At 68.7% G+C, this 22,484-nt stretch carries 17 protein-coding genes; 11 read left to right on the forward strand and 6 right to left on the reverse strand.

Annotation, left to right across the window (positions count from 1 at the left end; translation table 11 throughout):
• Positions 1 to 4: 4 nt before the first annotated feature.
• The 3 genes from glpK to ACGFY9_RS33385 form a co-directional block, all read right to left on the reverse strand.
• Positions 5 to 1,543: a glycerol kinase GlpK gene (glpK, locus tag ACGFY9_RS33375; RefSeq protein WP_393760372.1), complete on the reverse strand. Its 1,539-nt coding sequence runs from the start codon at positions 1,541 to 1,543 to the stop codon at positions 5 to 7.
• 83 nt (positions 1,544 to 1,626) lie between these two features.
• Positions 1,627 to 2,406 (reverse strand): MIP/aquaporin family protein, encoded by a 780-nt coding sequence (locus ACGFY9_RS33380; protein WP_393760374.1) that lies wholly within the window; start codon positions 2,404 to 2,406, stop codon positions 1,627 to 1,629.
• Positions 2,407 to 2,796: 390 nt separating this feature from the next.
• Positions 2,797 to 3,570 (reverse strand): IclR family transcriptional regulator, encoded by a 774-nt coding sequence (locus ACGFY9_RS33385; RefSeq protein ID WP_393760501.1) that lies wholly within the window; start codon positions 3,568 to 3,570, stop codon positions 2,797 to 2,799.
• Between the two features lie 360 nt (positions 3,571 to 3,930).
• On the opposite strand from ACGFY9_RS33385, the gene metH reads away from it, so the two are divergent.
• The 3 genes from metH to ACGFY9_RS33400 all read left to right on the forward strand — a co-directional run bounded on the left by metH (position 3,931) and on the right by ACGFY9_RS33400 (position 10,325).
• Entirely contained in the window at positions 3,931 to 7,446 is a 3,516-nt protein-coding gene (gene metH / locus ACGFY9_RS33390) for a methionine synthase (protein WP_393760376.1), read from the forward strand.
• 149 nt (positions 7,447 to 7,595) lie between these two features.
• A complete protein-coding gene (locus tag ACGFY9_RS33395) occupies positions 7,596 to 8,294 on the forward strand; it encodes an HAD family hydrolase (RefSeq protein ID WP_393760378.1) in 699 nt (232 codons plus the stop codon).
• Positions 8,295 to 8,720: 426 nt separating this feature from the next.
• Positions 8,721 to 10,325: an ABC transporter substrate-binding protein gene (locus ACGFY9_RS33400; RefSeq protein WP_393760380.1), complete on the forward strand. Its 1,605-nt coding sequence runs from the start codon at positions 8,721 to 8,723 to the stop codon at positions 10,323 to 10,325.
• A gap of 200 nt (positions 10,326 to 10,525) precedes the next feature.
• On the opposite strand, the gene ACGFY9_RS33405 is transcribed toward ACGFY9_RS33400, so the two are convergent.
• On the reverse strand, positions 10,526 to 11,197 hold the full coding sequence (locus ACGFY9_RS33405) for a response regulator transcription factor (RefSeq protein WP_019066105.1): 672 nt from the start codon (positions 11,195 to 11,197) through the stop codon (positions 10,526 to 10,528).
• 177 nt (positions 11,198 to 11,374) lie between these two features.
• Positions 11,375 to 12,400, reverse strand: coding sequence for a RecB family exonuclease (locus ACGFY9_RS33410; protein ID WP_393760382.1), 1,026 nt, complete (start codon positions 12,398 to 12,400; stop codon positions 11,375 to 11,377).
• A 637-nt stretch (positions 12,401 to 13,037) separates the two neighbouring features.
• Between ACGFY9_RS33410 and ACGFY9_RS33415 the strand changes: the two genes are divergently transcribed.
• From ACGFY9_RS33415 to ACGFY9_RS33425, 3 genes are all read left to right on the forward strand, one after another.
• Positions 13,038 to 14,666: a site-2 protease family protein gene (locus ACGFY9_RS33415; protein WP_393760503.1), complete on the forward strand. Its 1,629-nt coding sequence runs from the start codon at positions 13,038 to 13,040 to the stop codon at positions 14,664 to 14,666.
• Positions 14,667 to 14,716: 50 nt separating this feature from the next.
• On the forward strand, positions 14,717 to 15,622 hold the full coding sequence (locus ACGFY9_RS33420; RefSeq protein WP_033283726.1) for a tRNA (adenine-N1)-methyltransferase: 906 nt from the start codon (positions 14,717 to 14,719) through the stop codon (positions 15,620 to 15,622).
• Positions 15,623 to 15,893: 271 nt separating this feature from the next.
• The gene (locus ACGFY9_RS33425; protein ID WP_393760385.1) at positions 15,894 to 16,475 is read left to right on the forward strand and encodes a hypothetical protein; all 582 of its coding nucleotides are present in this window, start codon (positions 15,894 to 15,896) and stop codon (positions 16,473 to 16,475) included.
• Between the two features lie 17 nt (positions 16,476 to 16,492).
• Here the strand turns inward: ACGFY9_RS33425 and ACGFY9_RS33430 are convergent, their stop codons facing one another.
• Positions 16,493 to 16,798, reverse strand: coding sequence for a ferredoxin (locus ACGFY9_RS33430; protein ID WP_328686559.1), 306 nt, complete (start codon positions 16,796 to 16,798; stop codon positions 16,493 to 16,495).
• A gap of 386 nt (positions 16,799 to 17,184) precedes the next feature.
• On the opposite strand from ACGFY9_RS33430, the gene arc reads away from it, so the two are divergent.
• The 5 genes from arc (at position 17,185) to prcB (ending at position 22,477) form a co-directional block, all read left to right on the forward strand.
• Entirely contained in the window at positions 17,185 to 18,951 is a 1,767-nt protein-coding gene (gene arc, locus ACGFY9_RS33435) for a proteasome ATPase (RefSeq protein WP_033283729.1), read from the forward strand.
• 244 nt (positions 18,952 to 19,195) lie between these two features.
• A complete protein-coding gene (gene dop, locus ACGFY9_RS33440; protein ID WP_199811048.1) occupies positions 19,196 to 20,707 on the forward strand; it encodes a depupylase/deamidase Dop in 1,512 nt (503 codons plus the stop codon).
• Positions 20,708 to 20,862: 155 nt separating this feature from the next.
• Positions 20,863 to 21,081 carry a ubiquitin-like protein Pup gene (locus ACGFY9_RS33445; protein ID WP_393760388.1) on the forward strand — a complete coding sequence of 73 codons (219 nt, stop codon included), beginning with the start codon at positions 20,863 to 20,865 and terminating at the stop codon, positions 21,079 to 21,081.
• Between the two features lie 86 nt (positions 21,082 to 21,167).
• The gene (locus tag ACGFY9_RS33450) at positions 21,168 to 21,680 is read left to right on the forward strand and encodes an endonuclease VII domain-containing protein (RefSeq protein ID WP_393760390.1); all 513 of its coding nucleotides are present in this window, start codon (positions 21,168 to 21,170) and stop codon (positions 21,678 to 21,680) included.
• Positions 21,632 to 22,477 (forward strand): proteasome subunit beta, encoded by an 846-nt coding sequence (gene prcB / locus ACGFY9_RS33455; RefSeq protein WP_318015304.1) that lies wholly within the window; start codon positions 21,632 to 21,634, stop codon positions 22,475 to 22,477. Before ACGFY9_RS33450 ends, prcB begins: the two co-directional genes overlap by 49 nt.
• The last annotated feature ends 7 nt before the right edge of the window (positions 22,478 to 22,484 follow it).

The following is a 22,484-nucleotide window of genomic DNA, read 5'->3' on the forward strand; positions in this document are numbered from 1 at the left end:
GTTCTTACTCCTCGTCGTCGAGCCAGCCCATGGTCCGCTCCACGGCCTTGAGCCAGCTCTTGTACTCACGGTCGCGCTTCTCCGCGGCCATGTTGGGGGTCCACTCGGCGGCCCGGCGCCAGTTGGCACGCAGGTCGTCGGTGCTGGTCCAGAAGCCGACGGCCAGGCCGGCGGCGTAGGCGGCGCCGAGGCAGGTGGTCTCGGCGACCATCGGGCGCACCACGGGGGCGTCCACGAAGTCCGAGAGCGTCTGCATCAGCAGGTTGTTGGAGGTCATGCCGCCGTCGACCTTGAGCGCGGCGAGCTCGACACCGGAGTCCTTCGTCATGGCGTCCGTGATCTCACGGGTCTGCCAGGCGGTGGCCTCCAGGACGGCACGCGCGAGGTGCGCCTTGGTGACGTACCGGGTCAGACCGGCGATCACACCGCGGGCGTCGGAGCGCCAGTACGGGGCGAACAGACCGGAGAAGGCGGGCACGAAGTAGGCGCCGCCGTTGTCCTCGACCGAGAGCGCGAGCGTCTCGATCTCGGCGGCGGTGGAGATGAGGCCCATCTGGTCGCGCATCCACTGCACCAGCGAACCGGTGACGGCGATCGAGCCCTCCAGGGCGTAGACCGGCGCTTCGTCGCCGATCCGGTAGCCGACCGTGGTCAGCAGGCCCGAGTAGGAGTTGATGATCTTCTCGCCGGTGTTCATCAGCATGAAGGTGCCGGTGCCGTACGTGGACTTGGCCTCGCCCTCGGCGAAACAGGTCTGGCCGAACAGGGCCGCCTGCTGGTCGCCGAGCGCGGAGGCGACCGGGATGCCGCCGAGCAGCTCGCCGAGACGGCCGCCGGTGACCTCGCCGTAGACCTCGGCGGAGGAGCGGATCTCCGGGAGCATGTTCATCGGGACGCCGATGGACTCGGCGATCTTCTCGTCCCACGCCAGGGTGTGCAGGTTCATCAGCATGGTGCGGGAGGCGTTGGTGACGTCGGTGTAGTGCTTGCCGCCGTTCACCCCGCCCGTGAGGTTCCAGATGACCCAGCTGTCCATGGTGCCGAAGAGGATGTCGCCCGCCTCGGCGCGCTCCCGCAGCCCCTCGACGTTGTCGAGCAGCCAGCGGGCCTTGGGTCCTGCGAAGTACGACGCGAGCGGGAGACCCGTCTCGCGGCGGAAGCGGTCCTGGCCGACGTTGCGCCCCAGCTCCTTGCAGAGCGCGTCGGTGCGGGTGTCCTGCCAGACGATGGCGTTGTGGACGGGCTCACCGGTGTTCTTGTCCCAGAGGAGAGTCGTCTCGCGCTGGTTGGTGATGCCGATGGCCTTGATGTCGTCGCGGGTGATGCCGGCCTTCGCGATGGCGGAGGCGACGACCTCCTGGACGTTGGTCCAGATCTCGGTGGCGTTGTGCTCGACCCAGCCCGGCTTCGGGAAGATCTGCTCGTGCTCCTTCTGGTCGACGGAGACGATACGGCCGTCCCGGTCGAAGACGATGCAACGGCTGGAGGTCGTGCCCTGGTCGATGGCCGCGATGAACGGTCCGGCGGTGTGCGCGTCGGTCACTGTGTGCTCCTGAGGGGTTCCGTGGTCATGAGGACTGGTTCTACTGCTGCTTCAGTGCTCTGAGTTCCGGTTCTCATCCGGTTCTAAGCAAAGGCGAGGTTGTAGATACCCGCAGCGATCGCGCCGCCGATCAGCGGACCGACGACCGGGATCCAGGCGTAGCTCCAGTCGGAGCCGCCCTTGTTCGGCAGCGGCAGGAGCGCGTGCACGATGCGCGGGCCCAGGTCACGGGCCGGGTTGATGGCGTAACCGGTCGGGCCGCCGAGCGACAGACCGATGGAGACGACCACGAACGCGGTGATCAGGGCGCCCAGGGTGCCGAGGCCGTTGCCCTTGTCGTTCAGACCCTGCGTCAGGATGGCGAGGATCAGGACGACGGTGCCGATGATCTCCGTGGCGAGGTTCTGCACCACGTTGCGGACCTCAGGACCGGTGGAGAAGATGCCCAGGACAGGTCCGGCGCCCTTCTCCTCCGCCTCCACGGACTTGACCGTCGGCTCGCCGACGATCTCCTTGTCCGTGAGGTGGGCCTGGAACTGGCCGTAGTAGGCCACCCAGACCAGGGTCGCGCCGATCATGGCGCCGAGCAGCTGCCCCGCCCAGTAGATCGGGACGTTGTCCCAGCCACCGTCCTTGATCGCGAGTGCGAGCGTCACGGCCGGGTTGAGGTGGGCACCGGAGAGCGGTGCCGAGATGTACACGGCCGTCATGACGGCGAAACCCCACCCGAAGGCGATGGCGAGCCAGCCGGCGTTACGGGCCTTGGAGGCCTTCAGCGTGACGGCGGCGCAGACGCCACCGCCCAGCAGGATGAGCACGGCGGTACCTATGGTCTCGCCGATGAAGATGTCGGAGCTGGACACCCGCGACTCCTTTGTCCTTCGTCCAGGGAAGCCGAACCCCGGGTCCCGCCGGGGGTTCGTGCGCCCTCGGGGGTGAGAGCGATGCCGGCCTTTGGCGTTGCCACACTCTAGCGCGTATTGCCGGTAGGTGTTCGACAATGCCGACCGATGGACGGGAGTCTTGCTCCGGGGTTACAGGCGCGTCAAGAGTGCTGTTATCGAAAACACGATCGTTATTGATTGCTGTGGGCTATCGATCGCGCGATCGATGCGGACGGCTATCAAGTGGACACCGTGTGTGGTGATTTGGCGTTTTGGCCGACTTTGTCGTCCAGGGTACGACTGGAACCGGAACGTCCACATGACGTTCCGGTTCCTTTTCGCTGTGAATCGGGGATGGATCCGGGCTGGTCAGAACCGCCCGGCGCCCAGGTCCCGCGACACCGCGCGGGCGCAGTCCCGTACCGCGGCGATCAGCTCGGGGCGCAGCGCGCCGTCCTCGTCGGGTCGGCACAGCCGCTCCACCGCGCCCGTGATGCCGACCGCGCCGACCGGCATGCGCCGCCGGTCGTGGATGGGCGCGGCGATGGACGCGACGCCCTCCCAGGTCTCCTCGACGTCGGCCGCGTACCCACGCGCGCGCGTGACGTCGAGGATGTGCTCGAAGTCGGCCAGCTCGGACACCGTGCGGTCGGTGAAGGGCTTGCGGTCGGCCTCCAGGGCCTCGCTGTGCGCCACCGGGTCGTAGGCCGACAGGACCTTGCCCAGGGCCGTGGAGTGCAGCGGCTGCATGGCCCCGATCTCCAGGACCTGCCGGCTGTCGTCGGGCCGGAAGACGTGGTGCACGATCAGGACGCCGTGCTGATGCAGCACCCCCAGGTGCACGCTTTCGCCGCTGGAGCGGGCCAGGTCGTCCGTCCAGACCAGAGCGCGGGCCCGCAGTTCGTGGACGTCGAGATAGGTGGTGCCCAGGCGCAGCAGTTCGGCGCCGAGCTGATAGCGCCCGGAGACGTCGTCCTGCTCGACGAAGCCCTCCTGCTGGAGGGTGCGCAGGATGCCGTGGGCCGTGCCCTTGGCGAGACCGAGCGACGAGGCGATGTCCGAGAGGCCGAGCCGTCGCTCGCCGCCCGAGAGCAGGCGCAGCATCGCGGCCGCCCGTTCGAGCGACTGGATGTTCCGTGCCATCGCCGTACTGCCTCCGTCCCGTTCGACCGTCGACGCGCGACGCCGCTGCCGCCGTTCGGCAATGTCGAACACTACCGGTCCATGCCGACCTCCCGCTAATGGTCGGCCGATTCCAGTCACGTCTCTGTTACGTCACTCGTCGCGAGAACCTAGACGGCGTTGACCCGCACGTCACCCCGGTCCGCGTCCCGTTCACCCCGGTCCGCCTACCCGCCGACCCGGTCCGCCCCATGGACGCATCGAGCATCTCCCGGCCCGACCCCGTTACTCTGGCGACGTGCACGCTCCCCGGGGAGTTCCGTGAGAGGTTCCCAGGGAAGCCGCAAAGCCGACAGCCGTCGCACTCCAGGGAGCCCCTTCATGGCCTCGTCGCCACTGACCCCTTCTGCCGACAGCCGGACCCGTGTGTCCGCGCTCCGAGAGGCACTCGCCACCCGCGTGGTGGTCGCCGACGGAGCCATGGGCACCATGCTCCAGGCACAGGACCCCACCCTTGAGGACTTCGAGAACCTCGAAGGCTGCAACGAGATCCTGAACATCACCCGCCCGGACATCGTCCGCTCGGTCCACGAGGAGTACTTCGGCGTCGGCGTGGACTGCGTCGAGACGAACACCTTCGGCGCGAACCACTCCGCGATGGCCGAGTACGACATCCCCGAGCGCGTCCACGAACTCTCCGAGGCCGGCGCCCGCATCGCCCGCGAGACCGCCGACGACTTCACCGCCCGCGACGGCCGCCAGCGCTGGGTCCTCGGCTCCATCGGCCCCGGCACCAAGCTGCCCACCCTCGGCCACATCGCCTACGGCACGCTCCGCGACGGCTTCCAGGCCAACGCCGAGGGCCTGCTCGCCGGCGGCGCCGACGCCCTGATCGTGGAGACCACCCAGGACCTCCTCCAGACCAAGTCGTCGATCCTGGGCGCCCGCCGCGCCATGGAGGCGACCGGCGTCGACGTACCCCTGCTCGTCTCGATGGCCTTCGAGACCACCGGCACCATGCTCCTGGGCTCCGAGATCGGCGCCGCGCTCACCGCGCTCGAACCCCTCGGCATCGACATGATCGGCCTGAACTGCTCGACGGGCCCGGCCGAGATGAGCGAGCACCTGCGCTATCTCGCCCGCCACTCCCGCACCCCGCTGCTCTGCATGCCGAACGCCGGCCTGCCCATCCTCACCAAGGACGGCGCCCACTTCCCGCTCGACCCCGAGGGCCTGGCGGAGGCGCAGGAGCACTTCGTCCACGACTACGGCCTGAACCTGGTCGGCGGCTGCTGCGGTACGACCCCCGAGCACCTGCGCCAGCTCGTCGAGCGCGTCCGCGAGGCCGCGCCCACCGAGCGCCACCCCCAGCCCGAGCCCGGCGCCGCCTCCCTCTACCAGACGGTCCCGTTCCGCCAGGACACCGCGTACCTGGCGATCGGCGAGCGCACCAACGCCAACGGCTCGAAGAAGTTCCGCGAGGCCATGCTGGACGGCCGCTGGGACGACTGCGTGGAGATGGCCCGCGACCAGATCCGCGAGGGCGCCCACATGCTGGACCTCTGCGTGGACTACGTCGGCCGCGACGGCGTCGCCGACATGGAGGAACTGGCCGGCCGCTTCGCCACCGCCTCCACCCTCCCGATCGTCCTCGACTCCACCGAAGTCCCGGTCATCCGGGCCGGGTTGGAGAAGCTGGGCGGCCGCGCGGTCATCAACTCCGTCAACTACGAGGACGGCGACGGCCCCGAGTCCCGCTTCGCGAAGGTCACCCAGCTCGCCCAGGAGCACGGCGCCGCCCTCATCGCGCTGACCATCGACGAGCAGGGCCAGGCCCGCACCCCGGAGCACAAGGTCGCCATCGCCGAGCGGCTCATCGAGGACCTCACGACGAACTGGGGCATCCACGAGTCGGACATCCTCATCGACACCCTGACCTTCACCATCTGCACCGGCCAGGAGGAGTCCCGCGGCGACGGCATCGCCACCATCGAGGCGATCCGCCGCCTCAAGGCCGCCCACCCCGACGTGCAGACCACCCTGGGCCTCTCGAACATCTCCTTCGGCCTCAACCCGGCCGCCCGCATGCTCCTCAACTCCGTCTTCCTCGACGAATGCGTCAAGGCGGGCCTCGACTCCGCGATCGTGCACGCCTCGAAGATCCTCCCGATCGCCCGCTTCAGCGAGGAGGAGGTGCAGACGGCCCTCGACCTCATCTACGACCGCCGCGCCGAGGGCTACGACCCGCTGCAGAAGCTGATGGCGCTCTTCGAGGGCGCCACCACCAAGTCCCTGAAGGCGGGCAGGGCCGAGGAGTTGGCCGCCCTCCCGCTGGACGAGCGGCTCAAGCGCCGGATCATCGACGGCGAGAAGAACGGCCTGGAGGCCGACCTCGCCGAGGCGTTGCAGACCCGCCCCGCCCTCGACATCGTCAACGAGACGCTCCTGGACGGCATGAAGGTCGTCGGCGAGCTGTTCGGCTCCGGCCAGATGCAGCTGCCGTTCGTGCTCCAGTCCGCCGAGGTCATGAAGACCGCGGTCGCCTATCTGGAGCCGCACATGGAGAAGTCGGACGCCGAGGGCAAGGGCACCATCGTGCTCGCCACGGTGCGCGGCGACGTCCACGACATCGGCAAGAACCTCGTCGACATCATCCTGTCCAACAACGGCTACAACGTCGTCAACCTCGGCATCAAGCAGCCGGTCTCCGCGATCCTGGAAGCCGCCGAGGAGCACCGCGCCGACGTCATCGGCATGTCGGGCCTCCTGGTCAAGTCCACGGTGATCATGAAGGAGAACCTCCAGGAGCTCAACCAGCGCAAGATGGCCGCCGACTACCCGGTCATCCTGGGCGGGGCCGCGCTGACCCGGGCGTACGTCGAGCAGGACCTGCACGAGATCTACGAGGGCGAAGTCCGTTACGCCCGCGACGCGTTCGAGGGCCTGCGCCTGATGGACGCCCTGATCGGCGTCAAGCGGGGCGTGCCCGGAGCGAAGCTGCCCGAGCTGAAGCAGCGCCGGGTGCGGGCGAGCGCGGCCGTGGAGGTCGAGGAGCGCCCCGAGGAGGGCCATGTCCGCTCCGACGTGTCCGTCGACAACCCGATCCCCGAGGCGCCGTTCCGCGGCACCCGGGTCATCAAGGGCATCCAGCTCAAGGAATACGCGTCCTGGCTGGACGAGGGCGCCCTCTTCAAGGGCCAGTGGGGCCTCAAGCAGGCCCGCACGGGCGACGGACCGACGTACGAGGAACTGGTCGAGACCGAGGGCCGCCCCCGCCTGCGCGGCCTCCTGGACAAGCTCCAGACCGAGAACCTCCTCGAAGCGGCCGTCGTCTACGGCTACTTCCCCTGCGTGTCCAAGGACGACGACCTGATCGTCCTGGACGACCAGGGCAACGAGCGCACCCGCTTCACCTTCCCGCGCCAGCGCCGCGGCCGCCGTCTCTGCCTGGCCGACTTCTTCCGCCCGGAGGAGGCCGGCGAGACCGACGTCGTCGGCTTCCAGATCGTCACCATGGGCAACCGCATCGGCGAGGAGACCGCGAAGCTCTTCGAGGCGAACTCCTACCGCGACTACCTCGAACTGCACGGCCTGTCCGTCCAGTTGGCCGAGGCGCTCGCCGAGTACTGGCACGCGCGCGTGCGTTCCGAACTCGGCTTCGCCGGCGAGGATCCCACCGACGTCGAGGACATGTTCGCCCTCAAGTACCGGGGCGCCCGCTTCTCCCTCGGCTACGGCGCCTGCCCCGACCTGGAGGACCGCGCGAAGATCGCCGCCCTGCTGGAGCCGGAGCGCATCGGCGTCCACCTCTCCGAGGAGTTCCAGCTGCACCCGGAGCAGTCCACGGACGCGATCGTCATCCACCACCCGGAGGCGAAGTACTTCAACGCGCGCTGAGCGGACGAGCGCGCCGATCGGGTGTGCGCGCGGAACGAACAAGCACACTGATCGGATAAGTCGTACACTGGTCGGTCCACCGCAGGCCGGTCGCCCTTGTTGGTATCAGGGGCGGCCGGCCTGATCGTCCCTCAAGGAGGTGCGCCAGGATGACCAGCACGGTCCCCGCGCTCGGAACCCGTACGGCCGAAGGCTCAGCACTCCAGGCCGTACTCCTCGACATGGACGGAACCCTGGTGGACACCGAGGGCTTCTGGTGGGAGGTCGAGGTCGAGGTCTTCGCCGCCCTCGGGCACACCCTCGACGACTCCTGGCGCCATGTCGTGGTCGGCGGCCCCATGACCCGCAGCGCCGGCTTCCTGATCGAGGCCACCGGCGCCGACATCACCCTCGCCGAGCTGTCCGTCCTGCTCAACGCGGGCTTCGAGGACCGCATCGGGCGAAGCCTGCCGCTGATGCCGGGTGCCGCCAGACTCCTGGCCGAGCTGGCGGAGTACGAGATCCCGACGGCTCTGGTCTCGGCCTCGCACCGGCGCATCATCGACCGCGTCCTGACCGCGCTCGGCCCCCAGCACTTCGCGCTGACGGTTGCCGGCGACGAGGTCACGCGCACCAAGCCGTACCCCGACCCGTATCTGCTCGCCGCCGCCGGACTCGGCGTCGACCCGGCCCGCTGCGCGGTCGTGGAGGACACCGCGACCGGTGTCGCGGCGGCGGAGGCGGCGGGCTGCCTGGTGGTGGCCGTACCGTCCGTGGCGCCCATCGCCCCGGCCGCCCGGCGCACCGTCGTGACCTCGCTGGAAGTCGTCGACCTGGCATTTCTGCACGGACTGATGGTCGGCTCATGACGGAAATGCGTCAGCTGTTCACCGAGCGTGCAAAGTCCAATGGGGCCAATGGGGAAAAGAATTCGGACTCGGCCGACCGGCCGAATTCCGTTGCTCTCCAACCGAGTTGATGCGTGTGAGGTTCCCCACGTGCCGGAGGGTCGACATCGTCGTCGCCCTGTGCTGTTCACCCCATTTCTGAGGCCGATCGCACACCCTTGTGTCCCGATTGGTGAAACCCTGCACTAATCCTTCCCTCGGCGGGTTTTCGGTCTGTCCACAGCCGGTTCCGCTGCGTGATGGGAACTCAACTACGGTGACCGTGAACCCCCGTGCGGGTCCGGACTAATCTCAACGCGAGAACATCGCCCTATACCCCCGTGATCGACATCACCACCCCATGTATGTCGGGTACACGGACTCGAACAGCTCTGGAGAAACTCCCGCATGAACCGCAAGACTTTGGTGCTGCCGGCCGTCGTCGGCCTGCTCGCGCCGGTGCTCGCCGCGTGTGGCGGCTCCGGCAGCGGGAGTTCCAGCGACGATGCGATCATCGTCGGCACCACGGACCGGTTCGAGGCGACGAAGGACGCTCCGGCGCCGCTCGACCCCGCCTACGCCTACGACGTCGGCACCTGGAACATCCTGCGCCAGACCGTGCAGACCCTCATGATCCAGCCCAAGGGCGAGGGCGACCCGGTGCCCGAGGCCGCCGAGAAGTGCGGCTTCACCGACACCGGCAACGAGCGCTACGCCTGCACCCTGCGCGAGGGTCTGAAGTTCGCCAACGGCGACAAGATCACCGCGGAAGATGTGAAGTACTCCATCGACCGCGCGATGCGCATCAAGGCCGACAGCGGCGTGTTCGCCCTGTTGTCGACCGTCGACACCATCGAGACCCAGGGCGACCGCGAGGTCATCTTCCACCTGAAGACGGCCGACGCCACGTTCCCGTACAAGCTGTCCACTCCCGTCGCCGGCATCGTGAATCCGGACGACTACCAGAAGGACAAGCTGCGCGACGGCTTCGACATCGACGGCTCCGGCCCGTACACCCTCTCGGCGTCCACGAAGGGCGACGCGATCACCACGGCCACGTTCACCAAGAACCCCAATTACAAGGGTGCTTTGAAGGTGAACAACAACAAGGTCGAGATGCGGACCTTCGACAACGCCGACGCCATGGGCAGCGCGATCAGCAAGGGCGACATCGACGTCATGACGCGCACCATGTCGCCGGAGCAGATCCAGAAGCTCAGCGATGACACGGACGGCGACGTCGACCTCGTCGAGATGCCCGGCCTCGAAATCCGCTACCTGGGCTTCAACACCAACGCCCCGACCGTGAAGACGAAAGCCGTCCGCGAGGCGATGGCCCAGATCATCGACCGCGGGGAACTCGTCTCCAAGGTCTACGGCACCGAGGCCGAGCCGCTCTACTCCATGGTCCCGGCGACCATCACCGGCCACTCGAACTCGTTCTTCAACAAGTACGGCGACCCGAGCGTCGCCAAGGCCAAGCTGATGATGGAGGGGGCCAACATCACCACTCCGGTGAAGCTGACCCTGAACTACACGACCGACCACTACGGCTCGGCCACCAAGGAAGAGTTCGAGCAGCTCCAGAAGCAGCTCAACGACAGCGGCCTGTTCGACGTCAGCATCAAGGGCACCCCCTGGGCGACGTTCCGACCGGCCGAGCAGAAGGGCAAGTACGACGTCTACGGGATGGGCTGGTTCCCGGACTTCCCCGACGCCGACAACTACCTCGCGCCCTTCCTCGACAAGGACAACACCCTCGGCTCGCCGTACGCCAACACCAAGATCAGGAGCACGCTGATCCCGGAGTCGCGTCGCGAGGCCGACCGGCTCGCCGCGTCCAAGAGCCTCACGGCCATCCAGGACATCGTCGCCACCGACGTCCCGCTGATCCCGCTGTGGCAGGGCAAGCAGTACGTCGCCGCCCGCGACGACGTCACGGGCACCGCGTACGCCCTCAACTCCTCCTCGACCCTCCAGCTCTGGGAGCTGGGCCGAGGCGTGGGCAACTGACAGCCCCGACCGCACGGTGAACAAGCTCGACCAGTGGCCAGTACCGCCGAACACGGCGGGACTGGCCACCGGCCTGTCGGCGGTGTTCCGGTTCGGGGAACTCACCGAGGGCTGACCGGTCCCGTACATACGGAGAGGGCGCCCCCGTCAGGAAGGGGCGCCCTCTCCGTATGTACGGCTGCCTGCCGCCACGGTGACGGCTACTGCGCGCCGGGGCGCACCAGCCCGCTCTCGTACGCGTACACCGCGGCCTGGACCCGGTCGCGCAGGCCCAGCTTGGTGAGGACATGCCCCACATGCGTCTTGACGGTGGTCTCGCTGACGAACAGGTCGGCGGCGATCTCCGCGTTCGACAGCCCGCGTGCCACCAGCTTCAGCACCTCGACCTCACGCTCGGTCAACGTGTGCAGGGCGTCCGGGACGGGCTCGTCACCGGACGGCAGATGCCCGGCGTACTTGTCGAGCAGCCGCCGCGTGATGCTGGGCGCGAGCATGGCCTCACCGGCGGCCACCACCCGGATCGCCTGCACGAGTTCATTGGCCGGCGCGTCCTTGAGCAGGAAGCCACTGGCACCGGCCCGCAACGCCTCCACCACGTACTCGTCGAGATCGAATGTGGTCAGCACGAGCACCTTCGCCGGGCCGTCCCGCCCGGGACCGGTGATCTGCCGGGTCGCCTCCACCCCGTCCATCCGCGGCATACGGATGTCCATCAGCACCACGTCGGGCTGCAGAGCCCGCACCTGGTCGAGCGCCTGCAGACCGTCACCGGCCTCACCGACGACCGCGAGATCCTGCTCCGCCTCCAGAATCATCCGGAACCCGGTTCGCAGCAGCGGCTGGTCATCAACCAGTAGGACGCGGATGGCCACGTGAATCTCCTTCGCTAGCCCGGGCCCATTCTGCCCTGCGCGCGGCCGGGCGACTCGACCGGCCTTGGGGGCGGCTGTCGGGTCTTGGCGGGAGTGGCTGTATGGACGCGGTGTGCGGTGTCCGGGCTTGTGGCGGGGGCGTCGTACGGACCCTTGGCGGAAGGGTTGGTGCGGCGCTTACGCCCCCGTATCGGAGAGACCGCCCGCAGCCTCCGGACCCGAGGCACCTTCGGCGGAAGTACCGCCGGCCGCCCCAACACCCCCGTCAGAACCGCCGTCGGCCCTCCGCACCGGCAACGGATACGGCGGGGGAGTGCCGCCGAACTCCGGGCACACCTCCTGGTGGTCGCACCAGCCGCACAGCTTGGTCGGGCGCGGTCGCCAGTCGCCCGTCTCCGTGGCCAGCCGGATCGCCTCCCACAGGGCGAGCAGCTTGCGCTCCACCCGCTCCAGGTCGGCGATGACGGGGTCGTACGTCACCACGTCCCCGCTGCCCAGGTACACCAGCTGGAGCCGGCGCGGGACGACCTGCTTCAGCCGCCAGACCACCAGGGCGTAGAACTTCATCTGGAACAGCGCACCCTCGGCATACTCGGGCCGCGGCGCCTTGCCCGTCTTGTAGTCCACGATCCGCACATCGCCCGTGGGCGCCACATCGACCCGGTCGATGATCCCGCGCAGCTTCAGCCCCGAATCCAGCTCGGCCTCGACGAACATCTCCCGCTCGGCGGGCTCCAGCCGCGTCGGATCCTCAAGGGAGAACCACCGCTCGACCAGCCGCTCCGCCTCCCCGAGCCAGCGCGCCAGCCGCTCGCCCTCGGGATCATCGGCGAACAGCTCCACGACCTCCGGCCGGGACTCCCGCAGCCGGTCCCACTGCCCGGGGATCAGCGACTTGGCCCGCGGCGCCGTACGCTCGGCCGCCGGCGCGTCGAAGAGCCGCTCCAGCACCGAGTGCACCAGAGTCCCCCTGGTCGCCGCCTCGCTGGGCTTCTCCGGCAGCCGGTCGATCACCCGGAACCGGTACAGCAACGGGCACTGCATGAAGTCGCTGGCACGCGAGGGCGACAACGAGGCCGGCGCTATGGCGACGCGCTCGACCACGCCCACCGTCCCCGTCTCCACCGTCACCGCCGCGGCCGGCTCCGCCGCCGCGCCCTCGTCGCCGACTGTTCCCGCGACGCCCTCCGCACTGGTCTCCATGCCCACAGACCTTACGGCCCGCCACTGACAGTGACCCGATCCCGCCCCACACACCCGCGACGGCCGGGGAAACGCGGGGGGTGCCGGGGCGGAACGCGTCGCGACCGCCGCATACCATCGACCCGAGACCCCTCCGCCCGGCTGGCGCGGAGGATGCTTCGAACGAGGGGACACCGTGGACGAGAGCGGCGGGAGCGGGCAGCCGCGGTCCGGCACCAACGAGCCGACCGAACACGCCCCGGGCGCCACGCCCCCGGCCACCGCCCCCGGCACCCCCGAACCGAAACCCGACGACTCCACCCACCAGAAGCCCTGGGCTTCCGCCCAGGAGCACGGTGACGCGAACCCGTCGTCCGGAGAAAGCAGGGGCACGGGTACGCCGTCCGGAGAGCACGGAGACACGGGCACGTCTTCCGGTGACGGCAAGGACGCGGGTACGCCATCCCAGCTCCGCGGCGACGGGAGCACCTCGTCCGGGGAGCGTGGGACCACGGACGCGACCTCACAGGACCGCGGGGACGCGAGCACCTCGTCCGGAGAGGGCAGGGACACGGGAACGTCGTCGGAGGACCACAGGGACGGGAGCACGTCGTCCGGGGAACGTGCGGCCGCAGCCACGCCCCAGGACCGCGAGCACGTGCGCTCTTCGTCCGAGCCCCGTGAGGACTCCAGCACGCCGTCCGAGACCCGAGGGGACGTCAACACGTCGCCCGAGGACCGCGAGGAGGCGACCACGTCGCTCGAACACGCCACGCGTGACGGCGACTTGGAGCCGGGCTCGTCGTCCGGGCCGGCCGCGGAGGGCCGTACGGAGCAGGAGTCACCGTCCGGGGCCGCCGCGAACGGCGCCGCGGAGGCGGAGGCGACCGAAGGTTCCTCCGGCCCCACCACGAACCACCGCACGGCGCCCGAGGCAACCGGTACGTCGCCCGCCCCAACCCCCGCCCACCTGAACGGTGAACCGAAACGCGACGGCGCGCCCACGGGCAGCGACCACGACCGCACCCCCAACCACCCCAGCCACCCGAACCTCCCCTACGCCCACACCGACCCCGACGCCCAACCCCACGCAGACCCCCGCATCGCCAAAGGCCGCCCCCCACAGCGCCCCAAGGAGCCCGGCGGCGGGCTGCTGATGGGGCGCCCCTTCGGCGTGCCCGTCTATGTGGCCCCCAGCTGGTTCCTCGTCGCCGCGCTCATCACCTGGGTGTTCGGCGGTCAGCTGGACCGTGTGCTGCCCGAACTCGGCGCCGCCCGCTACCTCGTGGCACTCTTCTTCGCGGTCGCCTTCTACGGCTCGGTCCTGGTGCACGAGCTCGCCCACACCGTCGCCGCGCTCCGCTTCAAACTCCCGGTCCGCCGTATCCAGTTGCAGTTCTTCGGCGGAGTCTCCGAGATCGAGAAGGAGGCCGAGACCCCCGGCAGGGAGTTCGTGCTGGCCTTCGTCGGCCCGCTGCTCTCGCTGATCCTCTCGGGCATCTTCTACCTGGCCATGCTGCCGGTCGAACCCGGCACCGTCCCCGGCGTCCTGCTGGCCGGACTGATGGTCTCCAACCTCATCGTGGCCGCCTTCAACCTCCTGCCCGGGCTGCCCCTCGACGGCGGCCGCATGCTCCGCGCCGTCGTCTGGAAGATCACCGGCAGGCCCATGAGCGGCACGATCGCAGCCGCCTGGGTCGGCCGCGCCCTCGCCGTCTCCGTCCTGATCGGCCTCCCGCTGCTCACCCAGACCGGCGCCCTCGGCACGAACACCGAGGACATCAGCGGCATGGACACCGTCACCGACGCCCTGCTCGCCGCGATCCTCGCCGCGATCATCTGGACCGGCGCCGGCAACAGCCTCCGTATGGCCCGACTCCGCGAACACCTCCCGGAACTCCGCGCCCGCAACCTCACCCGCCGCGCGGTCCCCGTCGAGACGAACACCCCGCTCTCCGAGGCACTGCGCCGCGCCAACGCCGCCGGCGCCCGCGCCCTGGTCGTCGTCGACGCCGACGGCCAGCCCCTCTCCCTCGTCCGCGAGGCCGCCATCGTCGGGGTCCCCGAACACCGCCGCCCCTGGGTCGTCGTCAGCGGCCTCGCCCAGGACCTCACGGACGGCATGCGCGTCTCGGCGGAGCTGGCGGGAGAGGACCTCCTGGACGCCCTGCGCGCCACCCCGGCCACCGAGTACCTCGTGGTCGAGGAGACCGGCGAGATCTACGGCGTCCTGTCCGCCGCCGACGTCGAGCGTGCCTTCGTGAAGGCCATGGCCCGCCCCAACTGAGGCACGCGCGCGTGGTCGGCGGCCCCCGCAAACGCCGGTAGGCTGGTCACATGTCCGAACCGACCGGTGCCGCCCGCAGGCGCGGGCCCTTCAAGGTCGGGGACCAGGTTCAGCTGACCGACCCCAAGGGCCGCCACTACACGTTCACGCTCGAAGCCGGGAAGAATTTCCACACCCACAAGGGTTCCTTCCCGCACGACGAACTGATCGGTGCTCCCGAGGGCAGCGTTGTCCGCACCACCGGAAACGTCGCCTACCTCGCGCTGCGCCCCCTGCTCCCCGACTACGTCCTGTCCATGCCCCGCGGCGCCGCCGTGGTCTACCCCAAGGACGCGGGGCAGATCCTGGCCTTCGCCGACATCTTCCCCGGCGCACGCGTCGTGGAAGCGGGCGTCGGCTCCGGCTCGCTCAGCAGCTTCCTGCTGCGCGCCATCGGCGACCAGGGCATGCTGCACTCCTACGAGCGCCGCGAGGACTTCGCCGAGATCGCCCAGCAGAACGTGGAGCGCTACTTCGGCGGCCCGCACCCCGCCTGGCAGCTCACCGTCGGCGACCTCCAGGACAACCTGTCCGACCTGGACGTCGACCGTGTCATCCTCGACATGCTCGCCCCCTGGGAGTGCCTGGAGGCCGTCTCCAAGGCGCTCGTGCCCGGCGGCATCCTGTGCTGCTACGTCGCGACCACCACCCAGCTCGCGCGGACCGTCGAGTCCATCCGCGAGATCGGCTCCTTCAACGAGCCGACCGCGTGGGAGACGATGCTCCGCAACTGGCACGTCGAGGGCCTGGCCGTCCGCCCCGACCACCGGATGATCGGCCACACCGGCTTCCTCCTCACCGCCCGCCGCCTCGCGGACGGCGTCGAGCCCCCCATGCGCCGCCGCCGCCCCGCCAAGGGCGCCTACGGCGACGACTACGACGGCCCCAACGCCGCCGGTGGCGCCGCCGGCCGCTGAGCCGCACGCAAGGGCGGCCCTGTGCCGCACTCAACGCACGAACGCCGTGGCCGAGTTCCCGGAAATCCTCCGGAACTCGGCCACGGCGTCTTTCTTCTGACACACCGACTGGCGCACCGACCGACGTACCGACCTCTGCCGTACCGACACCGTCGGACCCTCCCGTGTGACCGGGCGAACGAACTGCCGACCCCGCCGTTCCCCCGCACCGTGCCGTGTGGCAGCATGCAGGCCACCCCCACCGGCACAGCCCTCACAGGAGACACTCCTAGTGCAGCACTCCGCCGTCCCGGAACTGGAACTGGCACACACCACCACCCGCCCCATCCACTGGGTCGCCACCGCCACGGCTCTCGCCGGTGTCGTGGCCCTCTCCTCGGGCCTGCAGCCCGACTCCGCGCACGCCGCCCAGGCCGCCGGCCCGCACACGAAGTCCGCGCCCGCCGCCTCGGCCCCCGCGACCACAGGAGTCGCCTTCCCCCTCGACTGCGGCCCCGTGAAGGCCGTCGTACAGAAGAAGGCATCCGGAGACCTCGACGGCGACGGCCGTCCGGAGACGGTCGCCGTGGTCCACTGCGAGGCGGGCATGGGCACCCCGCCCGACGGCGTCTACGTCCTCACCCAGGGCGCCGGAGCCGCCAAGCCGCGCGTCGTCGCCACCCTGGTCGCCCCGAAGGCACGCGAGACCGTCACCACCTTCGCCGTACGCGACGGCGCGGTGCTCGCGACACTGCTCGGCTACTCGACGGCGGACGTGCCCAGTTGCTGCCCCGACGTGAAGGAAACCGCCAAGTGGCAGTGGCAGAACGGCACGTTCGTCCGCTCCACCCCCGGCAACGCCCAGAACGTCTGACGACGAGCCGCTGATCCTCAGGCCGCGTCGGGCCCGTACACCTCGACCCGGTCCGCGACCCGGCGCACATGAATGCAGTCACCGGGACACTCCTTGGCGGAGTCCACGACATCGACCAACAGCGGCAGCGGCACGAGCGTGGTGGCGCCCTTGTCCTGCAGCAACTCGTCGTCCGGGCTCTTCACATAGGCCAGGCCGTCGATGTCCAGCTCGAAGACCTCAGGGGCGTACTGGGCGCAGATGCCGTCGCCGGTACAGAGGTCCTGGTCGATCCAGACCTCCAGCGCCTCGCCGTCGGCCGCGGCCTCGTCCTGCACGGTGATGTCTCCTGTTTCCGCCGGGTGTTGGACATCGTCGACCCTACCTCCGCCCGCCCGAACGACCTTTCTCCGCGATCTCAGGTTTCATGCCCCCGCATGACGGACACTGTCCGCATGGACACTCTCAGTCAGGGGCGCCTTGGCCGGTTTCCGTCGGGCGCAGAACCCGTCCGCACGGCAACTCACGTCCGCCGTGAAGGTTTTTGACCAACCCGGCGTTGGAACAGTCGGCTTCTGAATCACGTTGAGTGGGTATCCACACGGCGTGAGGGAGAGCGCAGGGTGACCGACGACACACCTTGACAGTCTTTGTGATCTAGGGGTTTCAATCGACACCCACCCAGGTAGGGTCTGGAAGCGTCCAGCTCCCCTTGGAGGAGGTGAGGACCGTGGCAGCCCACGACGACGACATGAACCGCGGCATCCGCCCGGGACGAGGGTCCGACGACCCGTCCGGGCAGATTGCCTACCTTGAGCAGGAGATCGCCGTCCTGCGACGTAAGCTCGCCGACTCTCCGCGACACACGAGGATTCTCGAAGAGCGGATCGTCGAGCTGCAGACCAATCTGGCCGGGGTGTCCGCCCAGAACGAGCGACTCGCCAACACGCTCCGTGAGGCCCGCGACCAGATCGTGGCCCTCAAGGAAGAAGTCGACCGGCTCGCACAGCCGCCGGCCGGCTTCGGTGTCTTCCTCGTGGCCAACGAGGACGGCACAGCGGACATCTTCACCGGCGGCCGCAAACTGCGGGTGAACGTCAGCCCAAGCGTGGAACTCGAAGAGCTCCGCCGCGGCCAGGAAGTAATGCTCAACGAAGCGCTCAACGTGGTCGAGGCCATGGAGTACGAGCGTGTCGGCGACATCGTCACCCTCAAGGAGATCCTGGAGGACGGCGAACGCGCCCTCGTGGTGGGGCACACCGACGAGGAGCGGGTGGTGCGGCTCGCCGAGCCGCTGCTGGACATCACCATCCGCCCCGGCGACGCCCTGCTGCTCGAACCCCGTTCCGGCTATGTCTACGAGATCGTCCCGAAGAGCGAGGTCGAGGAACTCGTCCTCGAAGAGGTCCCCGACATCGGCTACGAGCAGATCGGCGGTCTGGGCGGCCAGATCGAGATGATCCGCGACGCGGTCGAACTGCCGTACCTCTACCCCGACCTCTTCAAGGAGCACGAACTGCGGCCGCCCAAGGGCGTCCTGCTGTACGGGCCCCCCGGATGCGGCAAGACGCTCATCGCCAAGGCCGTCGCCAACTCGCTGGCCAAAAAGGTCGCCGAGGTCACCGGCCAGGCCACCGGCAAGAGCTTCTTCCTCAACATCAAGGGCCCCGAGCTCCTCAACAAGTACGTCGGTGAGACCGAGCGGCAGATCCGCCTGGTCTTCCAGCGCGCTCGTGAGAAGGCCAGCGAGGGAACCCCCGTCATCGTCTTCTTCGACGAGATGGAATCCCTCTTCCGCACCCGTGGTTCCGGTGTCAGCTCGGACGTGGAGAACACCATCGTCCCCCAGCTGCTCGCCGAGATCGACGGCGTGGAAGGCCTGCAGAACGTGGTCGTCATCGGCGCCTCGAACCGCGAGGACATGATCGACCCCGCCATCCTGCGCCCCGGCCGCCTGGACGTGAAGATCAAGATCGAGCGTCCCGACGCCGAGGCAGCCAAGGATATCTTCGCCAAGTACCTCACCGAACGCCTCCCGCTCCACCCCGACGACGTCGGCGAGCACAGCGGCGACAAGACCACCACCGTCCAGAGCATGATCCAGACGGCCGTGGAGCACATGTACACGGAATCCGAGGAGAACCGCTTCCTGGAGGTCACCTACGCCAACGGTGACAAGGAAGTCCTCTACTTCAAGGACTTCAACTCCGGCGCCATGATCGAGAACATCGTGGGCCGGGCCAAGAAGATGGCCATCAAGGACTTCCTCGACCACAAGCAGAAGGGCATCCGCGTCTCGCACCTCCTCCAGGCGTGCGTGGACGAGTTCAAGGAGAACGAGGACCTGCCCAACACCACCAACCCGGACGACTGGGCCCGGATCTCCGGAAAGAAGGGCGAACGGATCGTCTACATCCGTACGCTCATCACCGGCAAGCAGGGCGCCGACACCGGACGCTCCATCGACACGGTGGCGAACACCGGTCAGTACCTGTAAAAAACAGGGCGGCTGCGGGTGCCCTCGGCGGGTACCCGCAGCCGACTGTTTTTCAGGCCATGACCGAACAAGGGGCGCGCGAGGCAATGACGCAAATGATCTCCCCACCAGCGCAAAGCCGTTCTAGGCTCTTCGGTACCGCCGAGTCGCGCAGTGCGGGGACGGGCACCGCACACGCACCGGAGCGCCAGCGGTACTTGAGCAGCGTCCCCGACCGAGGGCGCCGCCGGGCAAGGAGGGCCGCATGACCGTACGGCGAGTAATGGGCATCGAGACGGAGTACGGGATCTCCGTCCCCGGCCACCCCAACGCCAATGCCATGCTCACCTCGTCCCAGATCGTCAACGCCTACGCGGCGGCGATGCACCGGGCCCGGCGGGCCCGCTGGGACTTCGAGGAGGAGAACCCGCTGCGGGACGCGCGAGGCTTCGACCTCGCCCGGGAGGCCGCCGACTCCAGCCAGCTCACCGACGAGGACATCGGCCTCGCCAATGTCATCCTCACCAACGGCGCACGGCTCTATGTCGACCACGCACACCCGGAGTACAGCTCACCCGAAGTCACCAACCCCATGGACGCCGTCCTGTGGGACAAGGCCGGCGAGCGCATCATGGCCGAGGCCGCCGAGCGCGCGGCCCAACTGCCCGGCGCGCAGCCGATCCACCTCTACAAGAACAACACCGACAACAAGGGCGCCTCCTACGGCACGCACGAGAACTACCTGATGAAGCGGGAGACCCCCTTCTCGGACATCGTGCGCCACCTGACACCCTTCTTCGTCTCGCGCCAGGTCGTCACCGGAGCGGGCCGCGTCGGCATCGGCCAGGACGGGCACGAACACGGCTTCCAGCTCAGCCAGCGCGCCGACTACTTCGAGGTCGAGGTCGGCCTGGAGACCACGCTCAAGCGCCCGATCATCAACACCCGCGACGAACCGCACGCGGACGCCGAGAAGTACCGCCGCCTGCACGTGATCATCGGCGACGCGAACCTCTCCGAGATCTCGACCTACCTCAAACTCGGCACGACAGCCCTCGTCCTCTCCATGATCGAGGACGGCTTCATCGCCGTGGACCTGGCGGTGGACCAACCGGTCCGCACCCTCCACCAGGTCTCCCACGACCCCACCCTCAAGCGCCTGGTCACCCTCCGCAGCGGCCGGACCCTCACCGCGGTCCAGCTGCAGATGGAGTACTTCGAGCTCTCCCGCAAATACGTCGAGGAGCGCTACGGCTCCGACGCGGACGACCAGACCAAGGACGTCCTGGCCCGCTGGGAGGACACGCTCAACCGCCTGGAGAACGACCCGATGAGCCTGGCCGGCGAACTGGACTGGGTCGCCAAGCGCGAGCTCATGGAGGGCTACCGGCGCCGCGACAGTCTCGACTGGGACGCGGCCCGGCTCCAGCTGGTCGACCTCCAGTACGCGGACGTACGGGCCGAGAAGGGCCTCTACAACCGCCTGGTGGCCCGCGGCCGCATCAAGCGGCTGCTGGACGAGGACACGGTCGAGCGGGCGCGTACGACGCCTCCGGAGGACACGCGCGCGTACTTCCGGGGACGCTGTCTGGAGCAGTACGCCGATGACGTCGCGGCGGCCTCCTGGGACTCCGTGATCTTCGATCTCCCGGGCCGGGACTCGCTCCAGCGGGTCCCAACCCTCGAACCGCTTCGCGGAACGCGTAATCACGTCAAGGAGCTCCTTGACCGCTGTCGAACCGCGGAAGACCTGGTCAGGGTCCTGTCGGGCGGCTGACAGGACCCTCGGATCCGGGGCGCCGGACAGGGTGGAATGTCCGGTGGCCGGGAATCATCGAAGTGGCCGCCGTACGTTGTAGGAACTGCGGGGCCGATGTCAGTCCCTGCAAGTAGGGTCTGATCAAGAACGTCGAACCGAGCGGGGTGAGGGTGATGGCGACCAAGGACACCGGCGGCGGACAGCAGAAGGCGACGCGCTCTACCGAGGAGGTCGAGGAGCAGGCCGTTGAGACGGAGGCTTCCGAGGACCTCAAGGAGCGCCACGAGAAGCTGAGCGACGATGTCGACTCGGTTCTGGACGAGATCGACGATGTCCTCGAGGAGAATGCCGAGGACTTCGTGAGGTCGTTTGTCCAGAAAGGTGGCGAATAAGGCGTAATGTCCAATTGGCCGTCGGGAGAGGTTGCCCGCGTCGCAGTCGGATCTTGCCGCGGGCAGCCTTCGCCAAGAACGAGGCCATGCGTGACGGACTTCAGGCGTACTGCCGCGAGTGCTCTGCTGAGTACTACAGGCAGCGCCAGGAGGCGAGGGGCAAGACTGTCCGTGCCAAGGTGCCAGTGCCGCGCGGACACAAGCGATGTCCTCAGTGCGCGGAGATCAAGGCCCACTCGGAGTGGGAACTCAACGCGACGACGTCAGATGGCTACGCGAGTTACTGCAAGGCGTGCCGGGCTGACCGGAACCAGCAGAGTCACTTCAAGCGCAAGTACGGCATCACCTGGGCCGAGCGTGACGCCATGGTCGCCTCTCAAATGGGGCTCCGCGTGATCTGTTTGAAAGCTCCTGCGGTTCATGTGGATCACTGCCACGAGACGGGTAGGGTCCGTGGCGTACTGTGCTTCAACTGCAATTCGGCCATCGGCAAGTTGGGAGATGATCCCGACGCTGTTCGTCGGGCTGCCGCCTACTTGGAAGGATCCTCGTGGAAGCCAACACTCGTAGCCCCGGGCGTCTACCAGCTGCCTTCCTGACGCCTGGGTCGTCGTCCTTCATGGACTTCCTCTCCGACCACCAGCCGGAGATGCTTCCGGGCAACCGGCAACTGCCGCCCATGCAGGGCGTCATCGAGGCCCCGCACGGCACGACGATCGTCGCTGTCACGTTCCCCGGTGGCGTCGTGCTCGCCGGTGACCGGCGGGCCACCATGGGCAATGTCATCGCACAGCGGGACATCGAGAAGGTGTTCCCCGCGGACGAGTACTCGGCCGTCGGTATCGCCGGCACCGCCGGTCTGGCCGTCGAGATGGTCAAGCTCTTCCAGCTGGAGCTGGAGCACTTCGAGAAGGTCGAAGGCGCCCAACTCTCCCTGGAGGGCAAGGCGAACCGCCTGTCCACCATGATCCGTTCCAACCTCGGCATGGCCATGCAGGGCCTCGCCGTGGTCCCCCTCTTCGCCGGCTTCGACGTGGACCGCGGCATCGGCCGCATCTTCTCCTACGACGTGACGGGCGGCCGCTCCCAGGAGCTCGGCTACGCGGCCACCGGCTCCGGTTCGGTGTTCGCGCGCGGTGCCATGAAGAAGCTCTTCCACGACCAGCTGACCGAGGCCGAGGCCACGACCCTCGTGGTCCAGGCCCTCTACGACGCGGCCGACGACGACTCGGCGACCGGCGGTCCCGATGTCGCCCGCCGGATCTACCCGATCGTCACCGTGATCACCGAGGACGGCTTCCGCCGGCTCACCGACGACGAGTCCTCCGAGATCGCCCGCTCGATCCTGGAGCGGCGACTGCAGCAGCCCGACGGCCCGCGCGCCGCGCTGCTCTGACCGAGGG

Origin of the sequence: Streptomyces sp. NPDC048504 (genome assembly GCF_043200035.1) — a bacterium.
Classification (GTDB): Bacteria; Actinomycetota; Actinomycetes; order Streptomycetales; family Streptomycetaceae; genus Streptomyces.